Source organism: Bartonella sp. AP57NXGY (assembly GCF_042195805.1).
GTDB lineage: Bacteria > Pseudomonadota > Alphaproteobacteria > Rhizobiales > Rhizobiaceae > Bartonella.
Genome location: NZ_JBHIOZ010000017.1, coordinates 1 through 23,782, shown reverse-complemented (window position 1 = coordinate 23,782; position 23,782 = coordinate 1). Strand labels below are relative to the sequence as shown.

The window sequence follows — 23,782 nt, the reverse complement described above, 5'->3', positions numbered from 1 at the left end:
CGATATTCGGATTTCTCATTCAACATGGCAAACAATAAAACATGATTATAAATCAAATGTATTTTTAGAATGAAAAAAATTGCTTTTATCGTGTTTTTTACTCTTTTTAATATTTTATTATAATCTGTAATTGGTAAACTCAAAATACAGCTCTAAGGTTAAGTGTTTTATATCTATCGAAGTGACTGTGGTTATATCTAACTGTTTGGACAACAAGTTGTATACCAATAGACATGAAAGAATTAAGAAAAACAGGGGATAGATCAGGAAACAAACAATATTTTTTAGAACGGAAGCCTATGCTTGTGGAAAGAATTTTAAAATCAAACTTCTAATCTGTTGCAAAATGAGGCTGTTATTACGTTTGTGATACTTTTAGATGGCTTCCCCTAAGAGGCGCTATCAGAACGTAAAAAATATTAGAAACACTCCGTAAAGTATGCCCTTTGTAGAGGCATATTGCAAAATCTTATTTCCGAATCTTTATTTACGCATCCCGTACCTTGGAAGAATACGATAATTCGATAATTTATTTATACTATAAAGTTGAATGGTGGGCGTGACAGGGATTGAACCTGTGACCCCTACGATGTCAACGTAGTGCTCTCCCGCTGAGCTACACGCCCATTCATTGATGTTGCATACACCATATAGAATGCCAAACGTCAATGCCTAATTTCATTTTCTCTTTCAACAGATGCAAATAACTTTAAAAAATACTTTTTAAGCAGCAATAAGGATTTTTTCAACCTCATTGACGAGTTCACGTAAGTGAAATGGCTTAGAGAGAACCTTTGCATCAGGAGGGGCATCACTATTTGAATTGAGTGCTACTGCTGCAAAACCCGTAATGAACATTACTCGTAAATCAGGGTCAATCTCAGTAGCACGTCGTGCGAGTTCGATTCCGTCCATCTCTGGCATCACAATATCAGTCAGGAGAAGGGAAAATGGCTCTTCTTGTAAACGTTCATATGCGCTAATACCATTATCGAAATCGGCGACTTCGTAGCCTGCACGTTCTAGGGCTTTTACGAGAAAGCGACGCATATCGTTATCATCTTCTGCGAGCAGGATTCGTTTCATGATTATGTTCCAATGGCTCCATTTGTCAGAGTTTTGCCGCATCAATTATACAATATAGAGTATTTAGAAAAAAGATGGTAAAATGCTCATAATTGAAATGAATGGCAAAATGGTTAATTCTTACATTCTTATTCAGAATACAGCATATTCGTTGTGAGTTGGTTAAATTCGAAATATATGTGATTTTGAAAAAAGAAGGGGTTCTCTAAAACTACTAAGATGATTCATTACTATCTTTTCTTTTAAAGTTACTGATTATTATCAGAATTCCATTAAAAAACTTATGAAAACCGTTATTGTAGGGACTTCCTATATCGAGAAATTAAAAGAATATTATGTTAATTTATTGTTTTTAAAAAGTTCTCCTAAGAAATAGAAATTTTATAGTTATTTGTTTTTATAGAGATTTGTAATAAATATTATAAATGCGCTTTATTTCCAGTTTTTTTCCTTAAATAGATGAAAAATATTGTTTTCCTAGATATAATATTAAATTATCACTTAATAACAGATCAAAAATAGTATTTTGATGCTTTATTTATAAATATGTATCATGTTATATTAAGATAGATTTATTATTTTTATTTATATAAATAGTTTTTTATTAAGTTATTTTTTATGATATAAAATAATATTGTTTAATGTAATGATATACTTTGTATATTAGTTTTTTTTATTAGAATGCGTGGTGAATATTTAGGTCATGGCTTGTCTGTAGAGGCTAGAAAACGAATCATATGAGTGGTTGGAAAGTAAAATCCATTATATTAAAAAGTGTTTGTAGATCCAATGCTCGTAGAAAATTTCTTTTTTGATAGGGCGGAGCGGAAATTAAGGTTTAGTGTTATTTTACAGATACATTATCGGGAATAAATGCATCAAATGCAGCCCAAAATTGCTTTTTATAATCTTCGTTAACCATAATTGTATCCAGTTCAGCGCCTGTAATAGTAATACTTTCTGTCAGACGTGTGTGTTGGCATAATTGCTGCACTTCAATGTTGTTTGCAATATTATTTTGATTGGCAAGAATAAAGAGTGTTGGGATTCGTAAATCTCCATGAAGTACATTTCTCTTCACAGAATCAATCGCATTAAATACTGATGCTATCCATTGGGATGTTGGGGGCTTAATGGAAGAGAGCGGCACTTTATGTATGTGTCCCAATTGTATATTTTTTTGTTTTGTTTTGTTTAATTTTTTACCATCTTTCGCTGGTATAAAGCCAAGACCTATATCAGAAAGAAATTGTGTTAATTTATGTTGAAAACCATTTGTTTTATTGCCGAATGGAGCAAAAAGGGGAGAAACACAGAGCAATCTATTAAACTGATGATTAATGAGATCTAATCCGCTAAGTGCTATCAATCCACCTATGCCGTAGGCAAGCATAGAGTAAGGTGGCGGACAATTAGGATAAACAATATTTTTAAGAAATTTATATAAGTCATTAATATCGTTATTTATATCAAAATAATGATGTCTGTTTTGTTTTCTTATCTTGAGGGATGTTTTTTCTTGATCAAACCAGTCAAATATTGCTGTATGAAAACCGCGTTTAGAAATTTCATTTATTAATAAAAAATATTTTTCTAAAGCATTTGCGTAGCTTTTGAGAATAACAATTGTTCCCTTAGATTTTTCCACCTCAGGATATGTTATAGCAAAACGAATTTCATGATCTATTGCTATTTTAAGAGTACCATGATGGACATTAAGAGGAGTGGCCCCCCAGTCTATGGGATAAAGAGGTGTTTCCAATTGAAATCCTTTACAGTGTATTTGCTGCTTAGTGCTTTGACATTTATGTAATGAAGAAAAAGGATTTAAAAAGGGGTATATTGCTTTTTAGATAGTTTTTATCAATTTAGGTCCCAAAGAGTTGAAATAAAGAAAAACGATTACTAGATAATATAGTGCGGTTGCCATGATGGGGCCGCAGGTTCACAAGTAAGTTTGCCATGTGGGAACTTTGTGAATTAGTTATAAATTATAGTCGCTCTAGAGGAGGGCAATATTATGCGTCAAGTAGATTTTTCACCATTTTATCGTTCCACAGTAGGTTTTGATCATCTTTTTAACTGGTTTGATTCTAGAACACAACCAGACGAAGTTTCTTCTTATCCCCCTTATAATATCGAGCGTTTAACTGAAGATTCTTATAGAATTTCTATGGCTGTTGCTGGTTTTTCTCAAGATGAAATTGATATTGAAACGCATTGTAACCAGCTGATCGTTAAGGGAGACAGAAAGTCTAAAAATGATGATGAAGAGCGAGAATTCCTTTATCGAGGTATTGCTTCGCGTGCTTTTGAACGGCGTTTTCATTTGGCTGATCATGTTAAGGTTATTGGGGCAGAACTTGGAGATGGGCTTCTTCATATTCAGCTTAAAAGGGAAATGCCAGCTGAATTAAAACCCAAAAAGATAACCGTACAGATGTCACCATCCATTACAAAAAATGATAACAGCGACGTTATCGTGTAAAGAAAATTTAGAAAATATGAGATCGGATAATTATAAATTTTTCTGAAAAATAAAAAACGCGAGGCAAAAGGTCTCGCGTTTCGTATGTGTTTTCCTAAGAACGAAGCGCATTTTAATAAAAAAGCTTATCTCGAATTTATGATAAAATATCATTGCACATTATTCTACGTTGAAGAAAAAGTTCATGTGTGTGCAATTGAAATGCATAATGATTCACTTTTTAAGTAAGCTTATTTATAGCATTTTAAAAATGGTCGGAGCGGCGGGATTTGAACCCACGACCCCTTGACCCCCAGTCAAGTGCGCTACCAAGCTGCGCTACGCTCCGAGTTCGTGTAAAACGATTAAATGACTGTTTCTTTAAAGGCAAGAGAAAAAATAAACAGAATAAAATCTAAAATGCTCTTGCACTTAGAGCTTTTGAAAGTAAAAATTTTGGACATCAATATTTTGTTGTTAATTCAAGATAAATAACGAATTTGTAAAATTCTTTGTGATCATTAAATTTTTAGCTCTATAGTTAATAGATGTATGCATTTAATTACTTTTGAGATTGTGAGGAGGGGGTAAGATTGGTGTAGAGGTATGAATTGGAGCAAATGAGTGCTGAAGGTATATTTTTTTCTTACCTAATCGTTACTTTTCTAAAAAGATAAAGATTTTCAAAAGAAGAGGAGTGAATGTATGGTTTTGAAAAGTTTTCGTTTTTTAGAGTTTTATAGACGAGGTATTTTCATTTTATATGGATAAAAAATTGTAAGTTCTGGATTGTATAATCACAAATCTCATTTTACGGGTATGTATTTTTATCCAAATAAACAAGATCAGAATGCTTTAATTTATGTTTTGTTGTTTTTTTTCTAAAATATCAGATAAAATATTATAGAGGAAAAACTTTCAAAGTGTCTATTGAACTAAGAAAAGAGTAAAGGATGAGCCGTTTTTCGGTAATAAACTTGACGCAAGCAGCAGTGGATCGTGTTAAAGCGATTATGGATGCAAAAGATGCACAGGGTATTCTTGTTGGTATCAAAAAAGGTGGTTGTGCAGGGATGGAGTATACAATTACTCTTGTCAAAGAAAAGGGGATAGATGCGGATGTTGTTGAAGTGAATGGTGCCCGTGTTTTTGTAGCACATGATGCGGTATTATTTTTATTAGGGACGCAGATGGATTATGAAGTGACAACGCTTCAGTCTGGTTTTGTCTTTAAAAACCCTAATCAAGTTTCAGCATGCGGGTGTGGCGAATCGGTGGAACTTCGTCCTGCTACGCAGGATCAATATAAAACAAATTGAGCTGAGCTAAATTATAATTTAGTAATTTTAGAGGGGCTTGTTCTTTTAGGTAGAAGAAATCTACTATTTTTTATCGTTCATTTTTAGCTTGCTTCCAAAGTGCTTCCATTTCATTCAAGGATGCGTCAGTGAGTGTTTTAGATTGAGTGGATAGCTTTTCTTCAATATAGGCGAAACGATTTCGAAATTTTATATTCGTTTTTTTTAATGCTTTTTGTGAATCAATCGCTAAGTGGCGCGCGAGATTAAGAAGTATAAAGTAGAGATCTCCAAACTCTGCTTCTATCTCTGAGTTTTGTTTATTTTTGATGGCTTCTTTGAGCTCTTCCAGTTCTTCTTCTATTTTTTCAAAAACTTTATCACTTTTTTGCCAATCAAAACCTACTTTAGCTGCTGTTTCTTGTAAAGCAAGTGCCTCTTGGTTTGCTGGCTGGATTTGTTTTACTGTTGCGAGTATGCTTATGGAGGAATTGTTGTTTTTTTCTTCGCACATTCTTTTTTGTTCAACCTGTTCTCTTTTTTTTATATATTCCCACTCCTCTTTTATAAATCCTCGTTTTTTTTGCTCGGCATTTCCAAAAACATGAGGATGGCGTCGAATCATTTTTTCCGTGATTGCATAAACAACATCTTCAAAAGTAAAGCTGCCTTCTTCTTGTGCTATGGTAGCATGATAGACAACTTGTAAAAGAAGATCCCCAAGTTCTTCACAGAGATCCTTTCGATTCTTTCGTTCAATGGCATCGATGACTTCGTAAACTTCTTCGAGCATATAGGGTATGAGGGATTCAAAAGTTTGTTTTTTATGCCAGATACAACCATTATCAGAGTTTCGTAATGCAGTGATAATTGCAGTGAGATCTTTGATATCTTTTGAGGCTAACATTTTGCACTTCCTTTGTAAGCAATAGAGCTTATGTTAGATGTCCCAACGTCTATGTAACCACATCCATTGTCCAGGATATTCACGGACCCAAGATTCAACAATATCATTTAATTTTTGCGTAGAAGCAGCTATATCGATATCATTTTTTTCATCACGTGGAAGTTCTACATGTTCATATAACTCTAAACGATGACGTCCACTAGGCAAACGAATACAACGTGCTGGATAAATATCACAGTCATATTGTCGAGCAAGTTTTATAATTAAGGGGTTTGTTTTAAGAGGTCTGTTAAAAAATGTTCCCATGATACCGCGGCGAAATTTTTGATCAACGAGCATACCAACATTTTCACCTTCTTCTAATTTGGCTGCTAATGCCCATGCTGCTCCGGCCTTGGAGGGAACAAGGTGTCCCATAGAAGTTTGTCGTGCTTTAAGGATTCGTTTGGCAACATAGGGATTATTGGGTGGTCTAAATAATACCGTAACATTAAGATCAAAACTTTGTGCACAAATAGGCAGAAGTTCAAAATTTCCAGTATGTGCGGTGAAAAAAATATGTGGTTTTTTTTCATTTTTTAATCGCTCAAATATTTCAGTGCCTTTAACCTCAATGAAACCTGGCTCGTCTGCATGAGGATCAAAATCAAAAATTTTATCAAGAAAAATATATTCGGCTAGGAAACGTCCTATATTTTCCCACATTTCTATTGCAATCGCACGGAGTTCTTGCTCTGTTTTTTCTGGATATGCACTCCTAAGGTTTGCGAGTGTGATTTGATGACGATGTACAAAGGGACCAATTTTTTTTGCTAACCAAGCAAAAAAAGAAATTCCCATTTTGGCTGGAAAACATTTTAGAATAAATAAAGAACCAAAGAGTAGATATGCCCATAACAAGTAGGATATTTTTTTAGCTACAATTTTAATACGATATATGAGATTTTTAAGAGAAAGCTTCATCATGATTTAATCGATTTTAAGGATAATTTTACCAAAAACATCACGACTCTCCATTCGTTTTAAAGCTGTATCAATTTCATCCAGCCCAACAATTGTATCAATGACAGGGTGTACGGCTTTTTGTGCCATTTTTTGCATGGCATTTTTCATATTTTCCATACGGCAGCCAAATGAACCGAATATTTTAAGCTGTTGCTGGAATAATTGCATGAGATTTATTGGTGCTGAAACACCAGAGGTAGAACCGCAAGTCACTAAGCGTGCTCCTTTTTTCATACATAACAGAGAACCGTTCCATGTATCGACACCAACATGCTCAAAAACAACGTCAACACCTTTTTTTTGGGTTAATTTACGCACTACACCTTCAAAACGATCTTTACGATAATTAATCACATGATCTGCCCCAAGAGAGTGCGCTTTTGCAATTTTTTCATCTGAACCTACAGTTGTGATAACTGTACAGCCCATGTGTTTTGCAAGTTGAATGGCTGCAGAACCAATACCTGAGCCACCAGCCTGTACCAGGATTGTTTCTCCTGCTTGTAGTTTTGCGTTATCGAAAAGCATATGTTCTACGGTACCAAAAGTAATTGGAGCAACTGCTGCTTGCAATTCATCACATTGGGGAGGTGATGGAACTAATAAACGTGCTGGCAAATTGACAAGCTCACACGCAAATCCATCAAGGTGAAAACCATAGACTCCCTTTACATTACTGCAAAGATTATCCCGTCCTTCATGACAAGCTTGGCATACTCCGCAGGTTTGTGCACCATAAATTGAGACAATCTGTCCAAGTTGGAGATGTTCAACGCCATCTCCTATTTGTATAACCTCACCAGAGGCTTCTGCACCAATGATGAGTGGCATTTTTCTTTTCGCAAAAGCCATGCCACGCCATCCCCATACATCAATATGATTAAGAGCAACGGCTTTTATCCGCACAGTTACTTCACCTATACTAGGTGAAGATGGCGGGGAAATATTGGTGATTTCAAGCCGACGATCATCGAAGAGTTGCAGTGCACGCATTATCATCCCCCTTAAATATATTATTGGTTAGCGTTATAAAATTTTATTATTATAGGATTATCCTTTATATGCAGTGATAACAAGACTCATATTTTGACCACCAAATCCAAATGAGTTTGACAAAACCGCATTGACACAGGACTTACGGCTATGATGAGGAACAACATCTAAGGGGATAGTAGGGTCAGGGTTATCATAATTTATTGTTGGTGGAAGTATTCCCGATTGAATGGTTAAAAGCGAAAAAACCGCTTCTATTGCACCAGCAGCAGTTAATGTATGCCCAATCATTGATTTATTAGAAGAGACAGGAATATGCTCTAAAAGATCACCGAATACTGTTGATAATGCAAGATATTCCATTTTTTCATTTTCAGGTGTTGAAGTTCCGTGGGCATTAATATAGTCAATTTCATTGATGGTTATTTTTGCATCGTCTAAAGCTTTGCGAACGGATTCAATTGCTGGTGATGCATCGGGTTTTGAACGTGTACGGTGAAAGTCATCGGCGGTTTCTCCACAGCCAGCTAAAATTCCTAAAACTGTAGCATTACGGTTTAATGCGCTTTGAAGAGATTCAAGAACAAGAGCGCCTGAGCCTTCTGCCATAACAAAACCATCTCGATCACGGCTAAAGGGTTTTGCTGCTTTTTCTGGAGGCTCATTCTGAGTTGAAAGAGCAGATAGTAGCGAAAAACGAATAAGAGATTCTGCTGAAACTGATCCATCTGTCGCAATTATGAGAGCTCTATTTGTCTCTCTCCGTCTAATAGACTCAACACCTAATTGAATTGCTGTTGCACCAGATGCACAGGCAGTGGAAAGTGTAACAGGAAGTCCTTTTGTGCCAAATGTTTTTTGAAGTTTTTCTGCAATTGCACCAAATTGTGTGGATTCAAAAAGCGTCTCATGGAGTTTATCCTTACAGACTTTAAGAAGATGTGCATAAGAAGGCTCATTATTGAATTCTTCCTCTTGATCAAGACTAAAACGTGCTTTCCATTCAAGTTCAACAGGAGGAGCAGCTAGAAAGAGTGGTCCATTAAAATTTTTTTTATCAATAGCAGCTTGTTCTAAAGCTTCTTCAGCAGAAAGATGTGCAAGCTTCTCAGAGAGAGCTGAAGCACCAAGTGTACTTTCTTTAAGAAAATCAATTGTTCCAGCAATATATGTATTTAATCCCTCAACGGGAAAACGTGTTATTTTGTGGATACCACTTACACCACTTGTTAATTTTTGCCAATTTTCATGTTTCCCTTGTCCCAGTGATGTGACAATGCCTGCACCAGTTATTGCTACAAGTGGACGCCCAAAATGATCATGATATTTCACTATAGAAATTCCCCTTCAAACAGCAGTAAGACGCACAATACCTTCAGCTCTTTTTATACCAATCGTTGTAACAAATATTTCACGTACTTCTTTAGAAAAAGGTTTTTCATGAGGACTTAACGCTGGAAAACCGCGTTTTTTTTCAATTGAAAGTGCTGCAAGAGCTAGAGCTAGAGGAAATTGTGCTTCCCGCATATAACCAAATAATGTTGTAATGCCACGGTAAGATAGATCAGCATTATCAAGAGCATTTTGTTCTGCTTTTGTTGCTTCGTGAGCTCCTGAGGCTGCTGAAATGGCTAAGGCAGATTTAGCGCCCGCAGTTTTTAACATTGTTGCAATTGAATCTCTAAGTGGAATTTTGGTTCTATCTGTTTGGTCTGTAATAATTTGGCTAATTTCAGCATAAGCACGTGCGTTGCGTTTTTTGGCATGTTCTCCACTTTCAATAACTAGGAAGATCCCACCAGAACCTGCTATGACACCGCCGCCTGGATAGATTCCACGATCCCACACTGGGCTCCATCCATTATGGGTTAAAAGACCACCAAGCTCATGCGCCAACAACATATCATAACTTTGTGCATTATAGGAACTTCCTACAAGAGCATGGGTACTTTGACCTGATTTAATACGAGCTACAGCAATTTGAAGTGCAGAAAGACCACTGCCTTCTTCTCCCATAAATGTACGAGATGATCCAGTGACTTTATGAACAATTGAAATGTTTCCTGCCAAAAGGTTTGAAAGTTGTGCCAAAAATAATGTTGGACGAAGTTCAGTTGAAAGAGCAACATTTAACATAGAAGCATGATCGGCAACAGCGCGCGCTTTAGAAAGAATCTGTGTATCAACAGTAATATCACGTTCTCCCCCACTTGCCGCTACGATCATATCCATTGTTGAAGTGAGTTGTTCATTATTTTTCATGCCGGCATCATCAAGAGCAAGACCAGCCGCATAGGTACCAAGACGCTGCCATGTTCCCATTTGCCGTTGATCACTTTTTTTAGGAATTTGTAAACTCCAATCAATTTCGGGCAATTTATGAACCGTGTAAGGTGAAAAAGTTGTATAATCTAGGTTTGGTGTACGGATTGGATCATTTAAGAGATTCCAATGTTGATCAGTTCCTTCCCCCAGAGAGCTTATGAGACCTATACCAGTGATGAATACAGATTGATCATGCATGGCGAAAAAACTACTCCGCCTGTTTTAAGGCAACGAGATCATCAATTTTTGCACAAAGGTTTTTAAGAACAAAGTATTCTTCTGTTGCAACGGTACCTTCGTTGACTTCTTGTGTCCATTGTTCTAGAGGGACTTTTATTCCAAAAGCTTTATCAATAGCGAAAACAATATCAAGAAAATCAAGACTGTCGATTCCTAAATCGTCAATTGTATGACTCTCAGGTGTAATTGTATTGCGATCAATTTCACTGATTTCTGCAATGATATCAGCAACTTTATCAAACGTGGAAGGCAATGTACGGATTCCTTATTATAGAGTTAGTAAATTCAAAATACATTTAATATTGTTCTTCTAGCCTTTTTTCTCTTTAAAAAAAAGACTTAATCCAGAATATAGCTGTCTTTATCTATAGAGAAAAGAGGTTTACAGTACATGAAATACTATATCTCAATATTTAAAAAACTTTGAAATTTTATTACGCATTTATTTTACGAGACTATTTTTTCTATTGGCAGCAAGGACAGCAAGGGCTGTTATATTAACAACTCCCCGGGAAGTTACTGAAGGTGTTAAGATATGGGCGGGACGTGCTGCCCCGATTAGAATAGGACCAACATGGAGTGCATTTGTGAGGCTTTTAACAGTGTTGAGCGTGATATTGGCTGAATCAAGTGTTGGAAAGACAAGCAAATTAGCTTCACTTTTAAGACGAGAATTAGGAAAAACACGATCACGAAAAACTTTGGAAAGGGCAGCATCAGCATGCATTTCACCATCTGCTTCTAAATCAGGGTGTAATTTGGCAAGAATTTCTGTTGCACGTCGCATTTTACGCGCACTTTCTGTGTTTTTAGAACCAAAGTTTGAGTGTGATAATAAGGCTGCTTTTGGTGTTATTCCAAATGCTTCAACTTCTTGAGCTGCCAACACAGTCATTTCAGCGATTTCTTCTGCAGAAGGATTTTCATTGACGTAAGTATCTGTAAGGAAAAGAGTACGTTGTTGAGAGATAAGCAAACTCATAGCAGAAAAACGGTGAACATGAGGATCAAGACCGATAATTTGTTCAATCAATTCAAGTTGACGTTCAAAGCGTCCTTCTAAGCCGCAAATCATTGCATCTGCTTCTTCACGCATAACGGCAAGGGCAGCAATAGCCGTTGTTGATGTTCTCACTACTGTTTTTGCCATTTCAGGCGTAACACCACGCCTTCCTGTATAATGAAAAAATAAATTAACATAATCACGAAAACGTGGATCATCTTCAGGGTTTGTTAATTCAAAATCTATACCGGGACGAATTCTTAAACCAAAGCGTTTTAATCTTGCTTCTACGACATGTGGACGGCCGATAAGGAGGGGCGTTGCTGTTTGTTCTTCAATGACAACTTGTGCCGCACGAAGGACGCGTTCATCTTCACCATTGGCATAGATGACGCGTTTACGTTTTGCTGTTTTTGCTGCAGCAAAAACAGGTTTCATTGTTAAACCAGAAAGAAAGACAAATCGATTGAGGATATCATAGTAGGCCTCCATATCTTCAATGGGACGAATGGCAACACCAGTTGTCATTGCTGCTTTAGCAACAGCGGGGGCAATACGCAGTATTAAACGCGGATCAAAAGGAGAGGGGATTAGATAGTCTGGTCCAAAATTGGGTGGTTCTTTTGAGTATGCACGTGCTACAACATCTGAAGTTTCTTCACGTGCAAGGGCAGCAATCGCATGAACAGCGGCCATTTTCATTTCTTCATTAATTGCACTAGCACCTACGTCTAATGCACCACGGAAGATATAGGGAAAACAAAGGACATTATTAACTTGATTGGGATAATCAGAGCGTCCTGTGCAGATCATTGCATCTGGTCGTATAGAGCGTGCTTCTTCAGGCATAATTTCTGGTACTGGATTAGCCAGTGCTAAAATGAGTGGATTTTGAGCCATTCTTTTAAGATATTCAGGCTTTAAAACACCACCTGCAGATAGGCCTAGAAAAATATCCGCATCATCAATAATATCAGATAAAGTTCGTGCGTCCGTTTTTTGTGCGTAATTGATTTTCCAACGATCCATAAGGGTCTTGCGACCTTCATAAACAACTCCCTCTAAGTCACTAAGCCAAATATTTTCAACTTTTGCCCCAAGACGAACCAAAAGATTAAGGCAAGCGAGGGCAGCAGCACCTGCACCTGAGGTAACTATTTTTGCATTTTCAATTTTTTTTCCTGAAAGATTTAAGGCATTTAATACAGCCGCAGAAACAATAATGGCAGTTCCATGTTGGTCATCATGAAAAACTGGAATTTTCATTTTAGCACGAAGCTTTTCTTCGATGTCAAAACATTCAGGAGCCTTAATGTCTTCAAGATTAATACCACCAAATGTAGGTTCTAAAGTCGATACCGTTTGTACCATTTGTTCTATATCGGATGCATCAATTTCAATATCAAAGACATCAATATTCGCAAATTTTTTGAATAAAACGGCTTTACCTTCCATAACTGGCTTTGAAGCAAGAGGGCCAATATTTCCTAAACCAAGAACAGCAGTTCCATTGGATATAACAGCGACTAAATTAGAACGGGAGGTATATTGAGCAGCAAGATTAGGATCTTCATGAATTGCAAGACATGGTGCAGCAACACCTGGAGAATAAGCAAGAGCTAAATCACGTTGGTTATCAAGAGGTTTTGTTGCTTGTATTTCCAATTTTCCAGGTTTAGGGTACTGGTGATAAAAAAGTGCGGCACTGTCAAGTTCAGCTTTTGGTGAACTGAAATCACTATTTCGTTCTCTAGACATTTTTATGATATCCAAGTTAGCGTATGTGTATATGAGATGTTCCATCTACGATAAGGTTTTGTCCACTAATAGATCCTCATTTCTCTGAATATCAAAATGCATGAGTATGAGAAAACTCTTCTGGATCGTAAAACCAGTTTGATGATTCTTTTTGTTTGTGTGCATGAATAATTTCATTGATAGAAGCACGATTAGTTTTTTCTTTCCTTAATAAAACGCGTAAAAATTGATTAGTCTACAAACGAATAAAATATTACTAATAATTACATTACCAAGCCATTATTTTTTTTGCAATGCTTACAACTTAAGGAAAGAAAAGAAGAGTGTTTTCTATTAACTTCATCTTCTTTATTTAAATTTCTATAGGGAGGTAGAAGAAATTTTAAATAACAATTTGCAATTTATAAATTATTTTTGCAGCTATTTAAAAGGAAATTGGAACTTTAAAAATGGGAGTTGTTTTGTTTATTATTCAATTGAACTCTTAATAATGCAAACTTTATAATTTATAATGAATCATCTCGTATGTTGAATGAGAAATTTGAATACAATAAGATTCTTTTAGCTCAAACTCATCTAATATAATAAAAAATATTTACTTACATAATTCAAACGAGAGTAATATGTGGATAAAAAACATTAAAAAAAAATAAATAGAAGTGTTTCTATGAGCTATTTTAATACAAAAGCATGAATTTTTTTCACAATTAATAAAAATAATTATTACCGATTTTGTACCTTTATGAAACTATGAAAAATAAAGGAGTTAAGAAAAAGATAAGGAAATAGAAAACATGCTTTATCATTCTTAGAATGATACGTTGTTTGATAAGCCATTACGCTTCTTTAGGGTTATTGCTTAGGATATCAAAGAAAACCGCATGCCAATTATCCCAACCTTTGAAGTACAAAGCTACAGTTGAAAAAAAAGCATTCTATGATGAGCCATTAAAACAACTGGAGAGAGAAAGTGGAAAAAATATCTTTTTCCACTTTCTTATTTGTTATTGGATTCGACCACTTGCATGAGCAAGCATAGTATAAACTTTTCCGGTATCTGATATCAAGTACTTGCGAACTGAGTTGGAAGAGCCAGAACTGCGCGATATATCACGTAAGAGCTTTTCGAAATCTGTAACATATTGATTCACTGAACGTTTAAACCCAAAATCGCTCATATATTTTTTCTTAATCATTTCAAATATTTTTTGTCCATTTAAGGTATAAAGGCGTTCTGTTACGATGTTTTTTTGTCCACGTTGATAATGATCCCATAGCTCAACAATGGCATTGTGATTAATAGCTTGCACTATACCAGAAGCTAATGAATTAAGAGAGCAGTTTGCAGGAGATGGTTTTGTTTGCACTGATGTTAAAACATCATCACTAGGGGGAGCATCATAAAATGTTTCTTCACGTGAAGCTCTTTCTAAGAGATTTGATACCCATTTATTTGGTCTTTTTTTGCTTTGATCTTGTTGCAAAATAGGCTTAGGTGGCACAATCTTTTTAACAGACTCAGTGGAACTGTCACTTTTTTGATTAAACATTGATGATGTAGGAAATGCTGACATTAGCTGTTTTTGTGCGCTCTTTTGATCATTTTGTATAACACTGACTAAATCTTGTAACGCTGTAATCTGTTCATTCAAAGCTGTGCGAATTGTTTGCGTTGTTTCTTTTGTTTTTTCTGGAAGTTTTTTTACATTTTCATTGATATCATTATTAATCTTTGAAAGCTCTAAACGAACTTCATCAGCGGAGCGACGTATATCTTCTGCTGCTTCTGAAAAACGCGTTGATGCTTCACTAACAAGCTTATTAAGTGATTGTTGGAATGAATTTGTGGAGTTACGCGCATTCTTATCAGAGCGTTCAAGTGCTAAGTTGAAGATTTTTTCATAATGCCCAATCATTTGATTAATTTCATGAGACTTTGAAACAAGAGCATCGCTTAATACAGAAAGCGTATTATGTTTTTCTTCAAGTGTTGCACTAAGTGAATTTTCAGACTGTTCAAGAACATGAATAGTTTGGGAAAGTGTCTTTGCATGTTCACCAAAACTGCTCGTTATATGATTAATTTGTTCAAAGGTACTCTTTGAAAGTCCTTGCAGAATTTCAACATTAGTATTGAGCGCTTGATTTGAAGCTGACAAACGCTCTGCTACTTGGTCCGTGTTGCGGAAAAAATTATTCGTACTCTCATTAAACTGCCCATCAATATTTTGAACAGCCGATAATAAAACATTACTATTTTCGTGAAAATTGTAAATTGATTGATTCAACTGTGTTAAGATGGATGAGACATTATTAACAAGCTCTTCCTTCATAATCGTTATTGTTTGAAGTGTTTCAGAGTTAGCTTTGGTTAAGCTATTCACTAAAGATTCATTATGTGCATAAATTCTTTGTTCAGCATCTTGTGTGGAAAGAGAGAGTTGTTCACCGATATGCTGTGTTAAAGAATCAATTGATTCTGTCGTATTTTGCGCTGCTTGATTTAAGTGATTTGTAAGCTCTGTTATTTTTCCAACATGTTGTGAAATTTGTGTTGTTGTTTGATTTCCAGCATCTTCCAGACGGCTCGTTACATCAGAGAGCTGATATCCTAAATTATTTTTAAGATTTTGCATAGAGTGATGAAGAACATCACAGCGTTCATTAAGAACTTGTTCTATTGCTGTTGTTGATGTGTGAATAGTTTCATTCAATAATGCTTGTGCATTATGGCTGGCTGTTGCGAAAGCTTCGACAGTATGCGCTGTTTGTTCAGACAGAACTGACAGAACTTTTTCACTGGTATCATAAACAGTTTTTTTGACATTTGATACAATGCGATTGCCTGATTCTGAGAGAATATTTTCTGCTTGTGCAGTAACATTTGTAACAGATGAAAGAATTTGTTCACTCGTAGAAGAAAGAATATCAGAAGCTTTTATAATCTTATTATGCAGGTTATCTGTCACTGTATTAACAGAGTCTTCTAAGGTTACACGCATATTGTCAACACTGCTTTCCAGCGCTTGTTGAATTATCTGACTTTGCTCATTACTAATCATGAGAGACGTTTTTAATGTGTCAGAACGTTCCTCAATAACAGATGTTTGCATATCAATGGCTTCACAGATTTGGCTAAATTTTTCAGATAATGTTTCCTCTAGCGTTGTTGTCCGTTCAAAAATTTTGTGTGCACGATCTTCTAGATCTGTATCGAATGATTCCATACGTGTTTCAAGGGTTTCAAAGAAAACACCACTCGATTGAGAGAGCGTATTCTTTAAAATTTCGGCATGGCTTTCAAGGTTTTTGATATGATCTTGAACCGTTTCAGTAATGTTTTTATTATTGGCGACAATTGCACTCTCAACTAAATCTATTTGTTGTTTCAATGCAACATCGACACGTATATCACTTTTTGCAATGAGATTATGGATTGTTTCCATGCGTTGTTCAAGTGTGCGTGCTTGATCGGCAAGAACTTCATTGAGAGAAAAACTATTAATCGCTAAAGAATCGCGCAAAGCATCGGCACGGATATCAATATTTCTCGCTTGTGCTTCTAAAGCATCTTGGGTTGTATTACAACTTTGTACAATGACATCTTGTAACTTTTCAGTGCATTGAATGATGTTTGTAATATGATTTTCAGCTTGTTTATCAACGATTTGAACATTATCAGCCAAAACTTTTTCAATATGAGAAGTATTTTGGGACAAAACATCAATTTGATTTCTTAATGTATCCGCAATTTTATTTTTCTCGTTATCGAGCATGTCTGCCATAAGAGCTCGTTGATCAGAAAGTTGTACTTTAAAATCTTGTGAACGTTCTTGTATGATATCAACAATGGCATTGTCGACATATTGAATTTCTTCTCTCAGACTTTCCTTACTTTTATCAATTGCAGAAAGAATAGCTTCACGTCCATTTGTAAATGCATGGGTAATGTCTGCTGTTTTTTCTTGGAGCTTCTCATTTATTTTCAAGACATGAGCTTCCAAGAAGTTACCAAGTTTTTCAGCATTATCCTCTAAAGCCTGACTGCGTTCTATAAAGGAATCAATGATGGAATCACTATGTTCTTTAAGAGAAAGATCAACAGTTGCTAAACGTTGTTCAAAGGCTCCAATTGCTTGCGAGGTTACGTTATCAAATTTAGAAGAGAGTTTATGTGCTTGGTCGTCGAGCTTTAAGATCTTCTCATCAAAATTCTGTAGAGATTGATTATTACGATCAATAAGAGCTTTATCCAAGGCTTTAAACTTTTCATCGACAGCGTGCAAAGTTTGATCTGTTACTGCTTGTATATGTGTTGCAATTTTAGCAACATGTACTTCCGCTTTTTCAGCTGTTTCATTAAAGGTTTTTTCTATTTGTTTTTCATTATGATCAAATCGTTTTGCAAAACCATCAAAGTTTTTTCCTAATTCATGAAAAAATTCCGTGTTTTTCTGCTGAATTTGTGTTGTTGTTTTGTTAAATTTTTCAACAAGTTGATTTGTTACGCCATCACCGGCATAGGAAAGTTTTTCAACAAGGTCTTCACCTTGTTTTTGTAAAGTTTGAGAAAGGGTTTGTGCAAGCTTTTCAACATTGGTCACAATGTTAGAGGTAACCAAACCAAATTCATCACTCAGTTGTTCTTGGGTTCCTTTAATTGTTGATTGTACGCGATCTGCGTGATTCAAAATGGCTATGCGTTCATTACTCAATTCTTTGATTAATGTGTGAATGCGTGATTCATTCTCAGCATAGGCTTGTTCTAGATTGTGAACTTCACCTTGTATGATTGCTTCAAGTTCAACAGCACGTCCGAGGGTACGTTCAATACCTTCGTTCATTGCCGCTACTTCTTCACGAATGGTTTGCCCTATAGCAATAGCTTGTTTTTCAGATAGATGTTGTGGTTCACTAAGGCGCTGTGCAGCATTGGTCATAAGAAGCGCAATATTATGCAAGTCGTTTGAACGTTTTGTTAATTGAGCAACGCCCCAAGATATAAGGATAGGAATTGCTGTTCCGGCTGCTACAGCAAGTCCTGTTGGGGATGTAACAAAAGTGCTGATATTGGATAAGGAGCTGAGTCCGGTAGGTGCGAGTTTATGCGCAATAAAAGCTCCTCCCGTTGCCCATAAAGCACTAAGCGCTGTTGTATACCAGTAGACTCGAGAGGAAGAACGCTGCTTGAATGGTCCAAAATTTACAGGGGTTGTTATATCATCATTTGCAGGAAGAAGTTTTGTAGGCAATAATGTATTATGAACAGTTCCACCTGAAATATCAGGTGAAGGTTTTGGAGCAAAAAGCTGTTCAACAACGGATTTATCAACAACAGCTTCATCATGAATATTAGAAACAAAAGTTGACGTACCGTTTTCAGCAAAAAATTCTTCTTCTGCCATTGCAATTTTTTGAATCAGATCATCGACATTAACAACATTTTCAGAATTATTGGATGATATCGTTTCAAATCCTGTGTCATCGAAATCAAAGTTCATAGCTTTTGTGAGGGCTTCTTCAACTTCAACTTCAAATGTTTGCAATTTTGTTCTGCGTGCCATACTCGCCTCGTACTCTTACAGCCGGAAAAGGGATACGTTCTCTTCCACATAATTTCTACATACTAGCTGTTAATTATTTAGAAAGGAATATGCTTAGGGAAAAATTTTAAAAACTTATCAAGATAAAGTTAACGCGGTTTCTTGTACCCTGTTTAAAAATGTTATAGAATATAGTAAAAACAATTTATTATTTAAATCTAACTAAAACAAAAATACTGTTTACAACTTGTGTTTATAGAAAGCTTTATAAGCCGGCAGTCTTTGAAATAAGGACAATTTAATAGCGGTTATATATACAGTAAGGTGCGAATGTCTCTCTTTAATATCGACAATCGTTAATAAATGTTGTTGTCCGCTTACTTTTATTGATTCTAAACGAAGCAGATTCATCATCACATATAGTCTGTAATAGCTTAGGATGTATAAAAGTATGCCTTTGAATTGTAAGCTCATAAAAAAGTAAACGTGGAAAAATTTTTAATTTAATATAGCTTTTCGTAAGTTGTACTTTATTATTGTCTTAAAGAGCTGTTTTTTCTCTAATTTCAGTTGTTTGTTGCTGAATTTTTAAGCTTCTACGTTGACAATTGGATATTTTTCAGTCGATATGCATGCACGAATATTTTATGCAATCTAGATAAAGGTGTAAGAATAATGGCAGAGCGATCACAACACCTGCAAGATGTGTTTTTAAATACGGTGCGTAAGCAAAAAATTTCCCTTACAATTTTTCTTGTCAATGGCGTTAAACTCACGGGTATTGTAACTTCATTTGATAATTTTTGTGTTCTTTTGCGCCGAGATGGACACGCGCAATTGGTTTATAAGCATGCTATTTCTACGATTATGCCTGGACAGCCTGTACAGATGTTTGAGGGTGAAAGTCCTGAGTAAACATATCATTTTAAGATAGACCTCTTATCCCATTTAAAAGTACTTAGATTGCTATGATAAATGAAAATGAGAGATTAGGAGGGGTATTTTCGCAGAATACAGGACAGGTGCGCGCACTTGTTTTGATACCGATTTTTCAAGAAAATAGAAGTGAAAGCTCTTTGAGAGAGTGTTCTATATCTTCTCGTGTTAAAGAATCATTGGGGTTAGCACGTGCTATAAGGTTAGAAGTTGTTAATTATGAAACGATTAATATTGCAACGCCTCGCTCTGCGACTCTCTTTGGAAAAGGTAAAGTAGATGCGTTAACCTGTTATATAGATGAATATTCTATTGAGCTTGCGATTGTAGATCACTTTTTAACGCCAGTACAGCAGCGTAATTTAGAAAAATTATGGAATTGCAAAGTTATCGATAGAACGGCTTTGATTCTTGAAATTTTTGGGGATCGTGCACGAACAAAAGAAGGAGTTTTGCAAGTAGAGTTAGCGCGTTTGTCCTATCAAAAAGGGAGGCTTGTGCGGAGTTGGACGCACTTGGAAAGGCAACGGGGGGGGCGTGGCTTCCTAGGTGGACCTGGTGAGACGCAAATTGAAGCAGATAGGCGTCTTTTACAAGAGAAAATTATTCGTATTCGCCGCGAATTGCAAACGGTTATTAAAACACGTGCACTTCATAGAGCAAAAAGGAAAAAAACATCTTATCCTGTTGTGGCACTGGTAGGATATACGAATACAGGAAAGTCAACTCTCTTTAACCGTTTAAGCGGTGCAGATGTTTTAGCAAAGAATATGTTATTTGCAACGCTTGACCCGACTTTGCGCAAAGTTGTGCTTCCCCATGGAAAAACTGTTCTTTTGTCTGATACTGTAGGGTTTATTTCTAACTTGCCAACGAATTTGATTGCAGCTTTTAGAGCAACCCTTGAAGAAGTGGTTGAAGCGGATCTCATTCTTCATATAAGAGATATGTCAGATCTTGATCATCGAGCACATGCCCAAGATGTTTTAGAAGTGCTTTCAAGTCTTGATATCGATATTGATGATATGGAGCATATCATAGAAGTTTGGAATAAGATTGATATGTTAGATGAGCAAGCATTGAATGTTTTACAAACAAGCGCAAAGACGCGATTAAATCCTGCTCTCATGGTATCAGCACTTAAGGGGGATGGACTCGATCAATTATTAAGAGCCATTGAAAAGCGAATTTTTGGAGAGGTGCAAAGCATTGAATATCTTTTACAACCTCATGAAATGTCGCTTATTGATTGGTTTTATGAAAACTCTGCGGAAATAGTGCAAGAAGGGCATGATGATGGGTCTATTACCATTAGAGCGGTTGTTACTTCTGAAGCAAAAAAACAACTAGAGAGCCTCAAAAAAAATATGAATTAAGTTCTTTAAAGCTATTTTTGAACATTTGTTCTTAAATTTTATATTTTTATTATCTCAAAATAATATGACAGCAAGTTAAGAGGATAGTTACTACTTTCTCTTAATAAAACAATATGAAGAAGTATTTTGCTGGTTAAAATAAAGATGAGTCTTACATGTAATAAAAGACTATTCGTACGTACCGTATGGCGAAGCATTTTGATTGTTTTGCTATTACAAATGCTATGTGTATCTTTGATTTGGTTGTATTATTTTGTCCAGCCTCGTGGTTACCAAGCAACTTTAACATTTTCATTATCTGATTCTGTAGGAAAGCCATTACCAATTAAAAAGAAAGACAATGTTATCGCCTTTTTGTTTTCACAGCCTATGTTCTTCAATGATTCGAATTTTTCTTTAAGTGCTTCTTATAAGAAAAAAAATCATGAAAATATCCGTTTATCGCGTCATGGTGATTTTATCGATCTTACTTTTGAAGCCGAGACACTTGAAGCAGCTCAACGTGGGTTGGAAACTTGGTTTTCCGCATTTTCACAAGCAATCATAAAACAGAAACAATTCTTGTTAAATGATAAATTAGAAGACAAACAATATGATAATATTGCAATCCTTAATATCGTGCAGGAATTTCGTAAATCTATTGATTCTTTTATTCAGCGTGGTGTAAAACAAACAGAGCTTCATGATCTTTCGATGCAATTAACGCAAGCAACTTTAAAGCGTATTCATTTAACAAGTTTGAATTCAACGATTAACATGATGCGTGAAAATGGGCAGTCTTTACTGTCTTTATCGTTTATTGCAGGCAATTCAGCAATTGCTGCTCTGGAATCTAAACGTGATCTCTTGGAAACACAAAGAGCACATATGGCTGTGCAATTAGGGTGGACACATCCTCAAATTAAAGCGATGACTGCAGAATTAGAGACAGTTTCTCATCAATTAAAAAATAAAATTTTACAAATCGTTTATCAAGTTCATTCAGATGAGGTTATTGCAACGGAATTAGAAAAACAGCTCAAAAAAAGAATGAACTTTTTTGTAAAAGATCAATCCCAATCTTTGAATGAAATATTTAACGAGTTTGAAAATAAAATAAAAGTAGCAGTCGATGCCCAAAATGAAGCGATGAGCAAGTCTGCTCAACGAAGAGAAAAAATTATTGATTCATATCGGAGATTGAGTGATGATCCTCTTCTCTTACAAAATACAAATATCCACGTGGTCACGCCAACAACGTTAGCACCAATTTCTTTTATGGCTCTTTATGGAAAAAATATTCTTGTGAGTGCATTGGTCAGTTTCCTTACTCTTTTGCTAGGAATATTGTTATTCTATCCGTGCTTTAAAAGGAAAAAAGACCAAATCTCAGAAGAGGATTTGAGATCAAAAGAAAATGATCTTAAGAAAAATGAGAGTATTTTAGTCTCTCAAGAAATGAAAAATTTTGAAGCTTTTATTACGATAGAGGGATTATCTGATGTTTTGAAATGGCGTGCTTCAACCATTATTTCAATCATTGGACCAGAAGCTGCACGGACAGCGGCAAAGCTTTCACTTCATCTCACAAAAGAGAACAAAACAATTTTGTTGGTCGATATTTCTGGTCAACAAATAGAGAAAGTCATAGGCCCACATCGCGGACTGAGTGATATTTTAACGGGCAATGCCAAGTTGCATGATGTTATTTACCGTGATTATGATACGGGGGTTGATATTCTTCCTCAGGGGTTAACAAGTGCTATTTCAGCACAAGATTTTTCAAATGATATTTTTCATATATTACAAGAATTTAAAAAAGAATATGATTTTATCATCCTAGAGATGGCAAGCGAACCCAAATATGGGTTTGAGCAATTTGCAGAGCTAACAGACTATTATATTTGTAATACTGTTCTTAATAAACAAGAATGGATGATGCGTATGGTAGACAGCTTTCCAAAGACTGTTTATCGCGTTGTAGCATCATAAGCTTCGTAAAAAAGAAATATGTATCGCATGTTATAGTGGTACGCTTGTTTTTTGCTAAAGTTGTAGTACATACTAAAATAGACAAAGAGTTAATGTTTAAATTTTAAAATGCATTTTAGTTGGAGAGAAGCGTGGGGCAATCAGAGATGGCAGTAAAGAGATTAAACAATAGCATTTTAACGCCTGTGCAAAAGGAAAATAGAAAACATATACAGGTGTGGCTTTACTCTATTTTATTGCTTTGTTTGGCAATTGTCTTAGTAGGTGGCGCTACTCGTTTGACGGGATCAGGATTATCTATAACGGAATGGAAGCCAATACACGGCGTTATTCCACCGATTGGTGAGGATCAATGGCAAGAGGAATTTTTAAAATATCAACAAATAGCACAATATAAGCTGCTTAATCCTGATATGACCTTAAGTGCTTTTAAGGTCATTTTTTGGTGGGAATGGGCGCATCGTGTTCTTGGGCGTCTTGTTGGTCTTGTCGCTTTATTAGGGCTCATTTGGTTTTGGGCGACTAAGCGTGTTGAAAAAAATATCTTACTCCCGCTTATTGTTGTACCTATTCTTATCGCCTTTCAAGGCTTTATTGGTTGGTGGATGGTTGCTTCAGGGATTGGGCAAAGTAATTTAACAAGTGTGAGCCAATATCGTTTGGCATTTCATCTTATAACAGCATGTTTTGTTATTGTTTTTGTTACTTATTTATCTCGAGGGCTTGCAGAATATTCAGAAAAACCAGCAAATAAAAAGGTGCAATATTTTGCGGCATGGCTTGTTATTCTCGTCTTGATAGAGATTTATTTCGGAGCTTTGGTTGCAGGGCTTCATGCTGGAAAAGTCTATAATACATGGCCCCTTATGGATGG

The 23,782-nt window shown here is 35.8% G+C and carries 16 protein-coding genes and 2 tRNA genes; 6 read left to right on the top strand and 12 right to left on the bottom strand.

Annotated features, from left to right (window positions below; translation table 11 throughout):
* Window positions 1-551 precede the first annotated feature (551 nt).
* The 3 genes from ACFIL8_RS03725 to ACFIL8_RS03715 form a co-directional block, all read right to left on the bottom strand.
* Window positions 552-626, bottom strand: a tRNA-Val gene (locus tag ACFIL8_RS03725).
* Between the two features lie 97 nt (window positions 627-723).
* The gene (gene cpdR, locus ACFIL8_RS03720; protein WP_005773448.1) at window positions 724-1,086 is read right to left on the bottom strand and encodes a cell cycle two-component system response regulator CpdR; all 363 of its coding nucleotides are present in this window, start codon (window positions 1,084-1,086) and stop codon (window positions 724-726) included.
* 844 nt (window positions 1,087-1,930) lie between these two features.
* Entirely contained in the window at window positions 1,931-2,848 is a 918-nt protein-coding gene (locus ACFIL8_RS03715) for an alpha/beta hydrolase (protein ID WP_375629406.1), read from the bottom strand.
* A gap of 258 nt (window positions 2,849-3,106) precedes the next feature.
* Here ACFIL8_RS03715 and ACFIL8_RS03710 point away from each other — a divergent pair, with 258 nt between their 5' ends.
* Window positions 3,107-3,574, top strand: coding sequence for an Hsp20 family protein (locus ACFIL8_RS03710; RefSeq protein ID WP_375613075.1), 468 nt, complete (start codon window positions 3,107-3,109; stop codon window positions 3,572-3,574).
* A gap of 251 nt (window positions 3,575-3,825) precedes the next feature.
* On the opposite strand, the gene ACFIL8_RS03705 is transcribed toward ACFIL8_RS03710, so the two are convergent.
* Window positions 3,826-3,902, bottom strand: a tRNA-Pro gene (locus tag ACFIL8_RS03705).
* A 604-nt stretch (window positions 3,903-4,506) separates the two neighbouring features.
* Between ACFIL8_RS03705 and ACFIL8_RS03700 the strand changes: the two genes are divergently transcribed.
* Window positions 4,507-4,872: an iron-sulfur cluster assembly accessory protein gene (locus tag ACFIL8_RS03700; protein WP_375613074.1), complete on the top strand. Its 366-nt coding sequence runs from the start codon at window positions 4,507-4,509 to the stop codon at window positions 4,870-4,872.
* A 70-nt stretch (window positions 4,873-4,942) separates the two neighbouring features.
* Here the strand turns inward: ACFIL8_RS03700 and mazG are convergent, their stop codons facing one another.
* The 8 genes from mazG to ACFIL8_RS03660 all read right to left on the bottom strand — a co-directional run bounded on the left by mazG (window position 4,943) and on the right by ACFIL8_RS03660 (window position 18,646).
* On the bottom strand, window positions 4,943-5,758 hold the full coding sequence (mazG, locus tag ACFIL8_RS03695) for a nucleoside triphosphate pyrophosphohydrolase (RefSeq protein WP_375613073.1): 816 nt from the start codon (window positions 5,756-5,758) through the stop codon (window positions 4,943-4,945).
* A 33-nt stretch (window positions 5,759-5,791) separates the two neighbouring features.
* Window positions 5,792-6,721 carry a lipid A biosynthesis lauroyl acyltransferase gene (locus ACFIL8_RS03690; RefSeq protein ID WP_375672069.1) on the bottom strand — a complete coding sequence of 310 codons (930 nt, stop codon included), beginning with the start codon at window positions 6,719-6,721 and terminating at the stop codon, window positions 5,792-5,794.
* A 6-nt stretch (window positions 6,722-6,727) separates the two neighbouring features.
* Complete coding sequence (locus ACFIL8_RS03685; RefSeq protein WP_375613072.1) at window positions 6,728-7,756, bottom strand: zinc-binding dehydrogenase; 1,029 nt, start codon at window positions 7,754-7,756, stop codon at window positions 6,728-6,730.
* Between the two features lie 57 nt (window positions 7,757-7,813).
* The gene (locus ACFIL8_RS03680; RefSeq protein ID WP_375613071.1) at window positions 7,814-9,088 is read right to left on the bottom strand and encodes a beta-ketoacyl-ACP synthase; all 1,275 of its coding nucleotides are present in this window, start codon (window positions 9,086-9,088) and stop codon (window positions 7,814-7,816) included.
* Window positions 9,089-9,103: 15 nt separating this feature from the next.
* Window positions 9,104-10,279 (bottom strand): beta-ketoacyl-ACP synthase, encoded by a 1,176-nt coding sequence (locus ACFIL8_RS03675; RefSeq protein WP_375613070.1) that lies wholly within the window; start codon window positions 10,277-10,279, stop codon window positions 9,104-9,106.
* 10 nt (window positions 10,280-10,289) lie between these two features.
* Complete coding sequence (locus ACFIL8_RS03670) at window positions 10,290-10,574, bottom strand: acyl carrier protein (RefSeq protein WP_005773457.1); 285 nt, start codon at window positions 10,572-10,574, stop codon at window positions 10,290-10,292.
* A 189-nt stretch (window positions 10,575-10,763) separates the two neighbouring features.
* Window positions 10,764-13,082 (bottom strand): NADP-dependent malic enzyme, encoded by a 2,319-nt coding sequence (locus ACFIL8_RS03665; RefSeq protein ID WP_375611563.1) that lies wholly within the window; start codon window positions 13,080-13,082, stop codon window positions 10,764-10,766.
* 1,004 nt (window positions 13,083-14,086) lie between these two features.
* Window positions 14,087-18,646 (bottom strand): hypothetical protein, encoded by a 4,560-nt coding sequence (locus tag ACFIL8_RS03660; RefSeq protein WP_375688945.1) that lies wholly within the window; start codon window positions 18,644-18,646, stop codon window positions 14,087-14,089.
* A gap of 654 nt (window positions 18,647-19,300) precedes the next feature.
* On the opposite strand from ACFIL8_RS03660, the gene hfq reads away from it, so the two are divergent.
* From hfq to ACFIL8_RS03640, 4 genes are all read left to right on the top strand, one after another.
* Complete coding sequence (hfq, locus tag ACFIL8_RS03655) at window positions 19,301-19,540, top strand: RNA chaperone Hfq (protein ID WP_005773461.1); 240 nt, start codon at window positions 19,301-19,303, stop codon at window positions 19,538-19,540.
* Window positions 19,541-19,593: 53 nt separating this feature from the next.
* Window positions 19,594-20,937: a GTPase HflX gene (gene hflX / locus ACFIL8_RS03650; protein WP_375688943.1), complete on the top strand. Its 1,344-nt coding sequence runs from the start codon at window positions 19,594-19,596 to the stop codon at window positions 20,935-20,937.
* Window positions 20,938-21,081: 144 nt separating this feature from the next.
* Window positions 21,082-22,908, top strand: a complete 1,827-nt coding sequence (locus ACFIL8_RS03645) for a hypothetical protein (RefSeq protein WP_375638201.1) — start codon at window positions 21,082-21,084, stop codon at window positions 22,906-22,908.
* A 131-nt stretch (window positions 22,909-23,039) separates the two neighbouring features.
* A partial coding sequence (locus ACFIL8_RS03640; RefSeq protein ID WP_375688941.1) for a COX15/CtaA family protein occupies window positions 23,040-23,782 on the top strand: 743 nt, incomplete at its 3' end.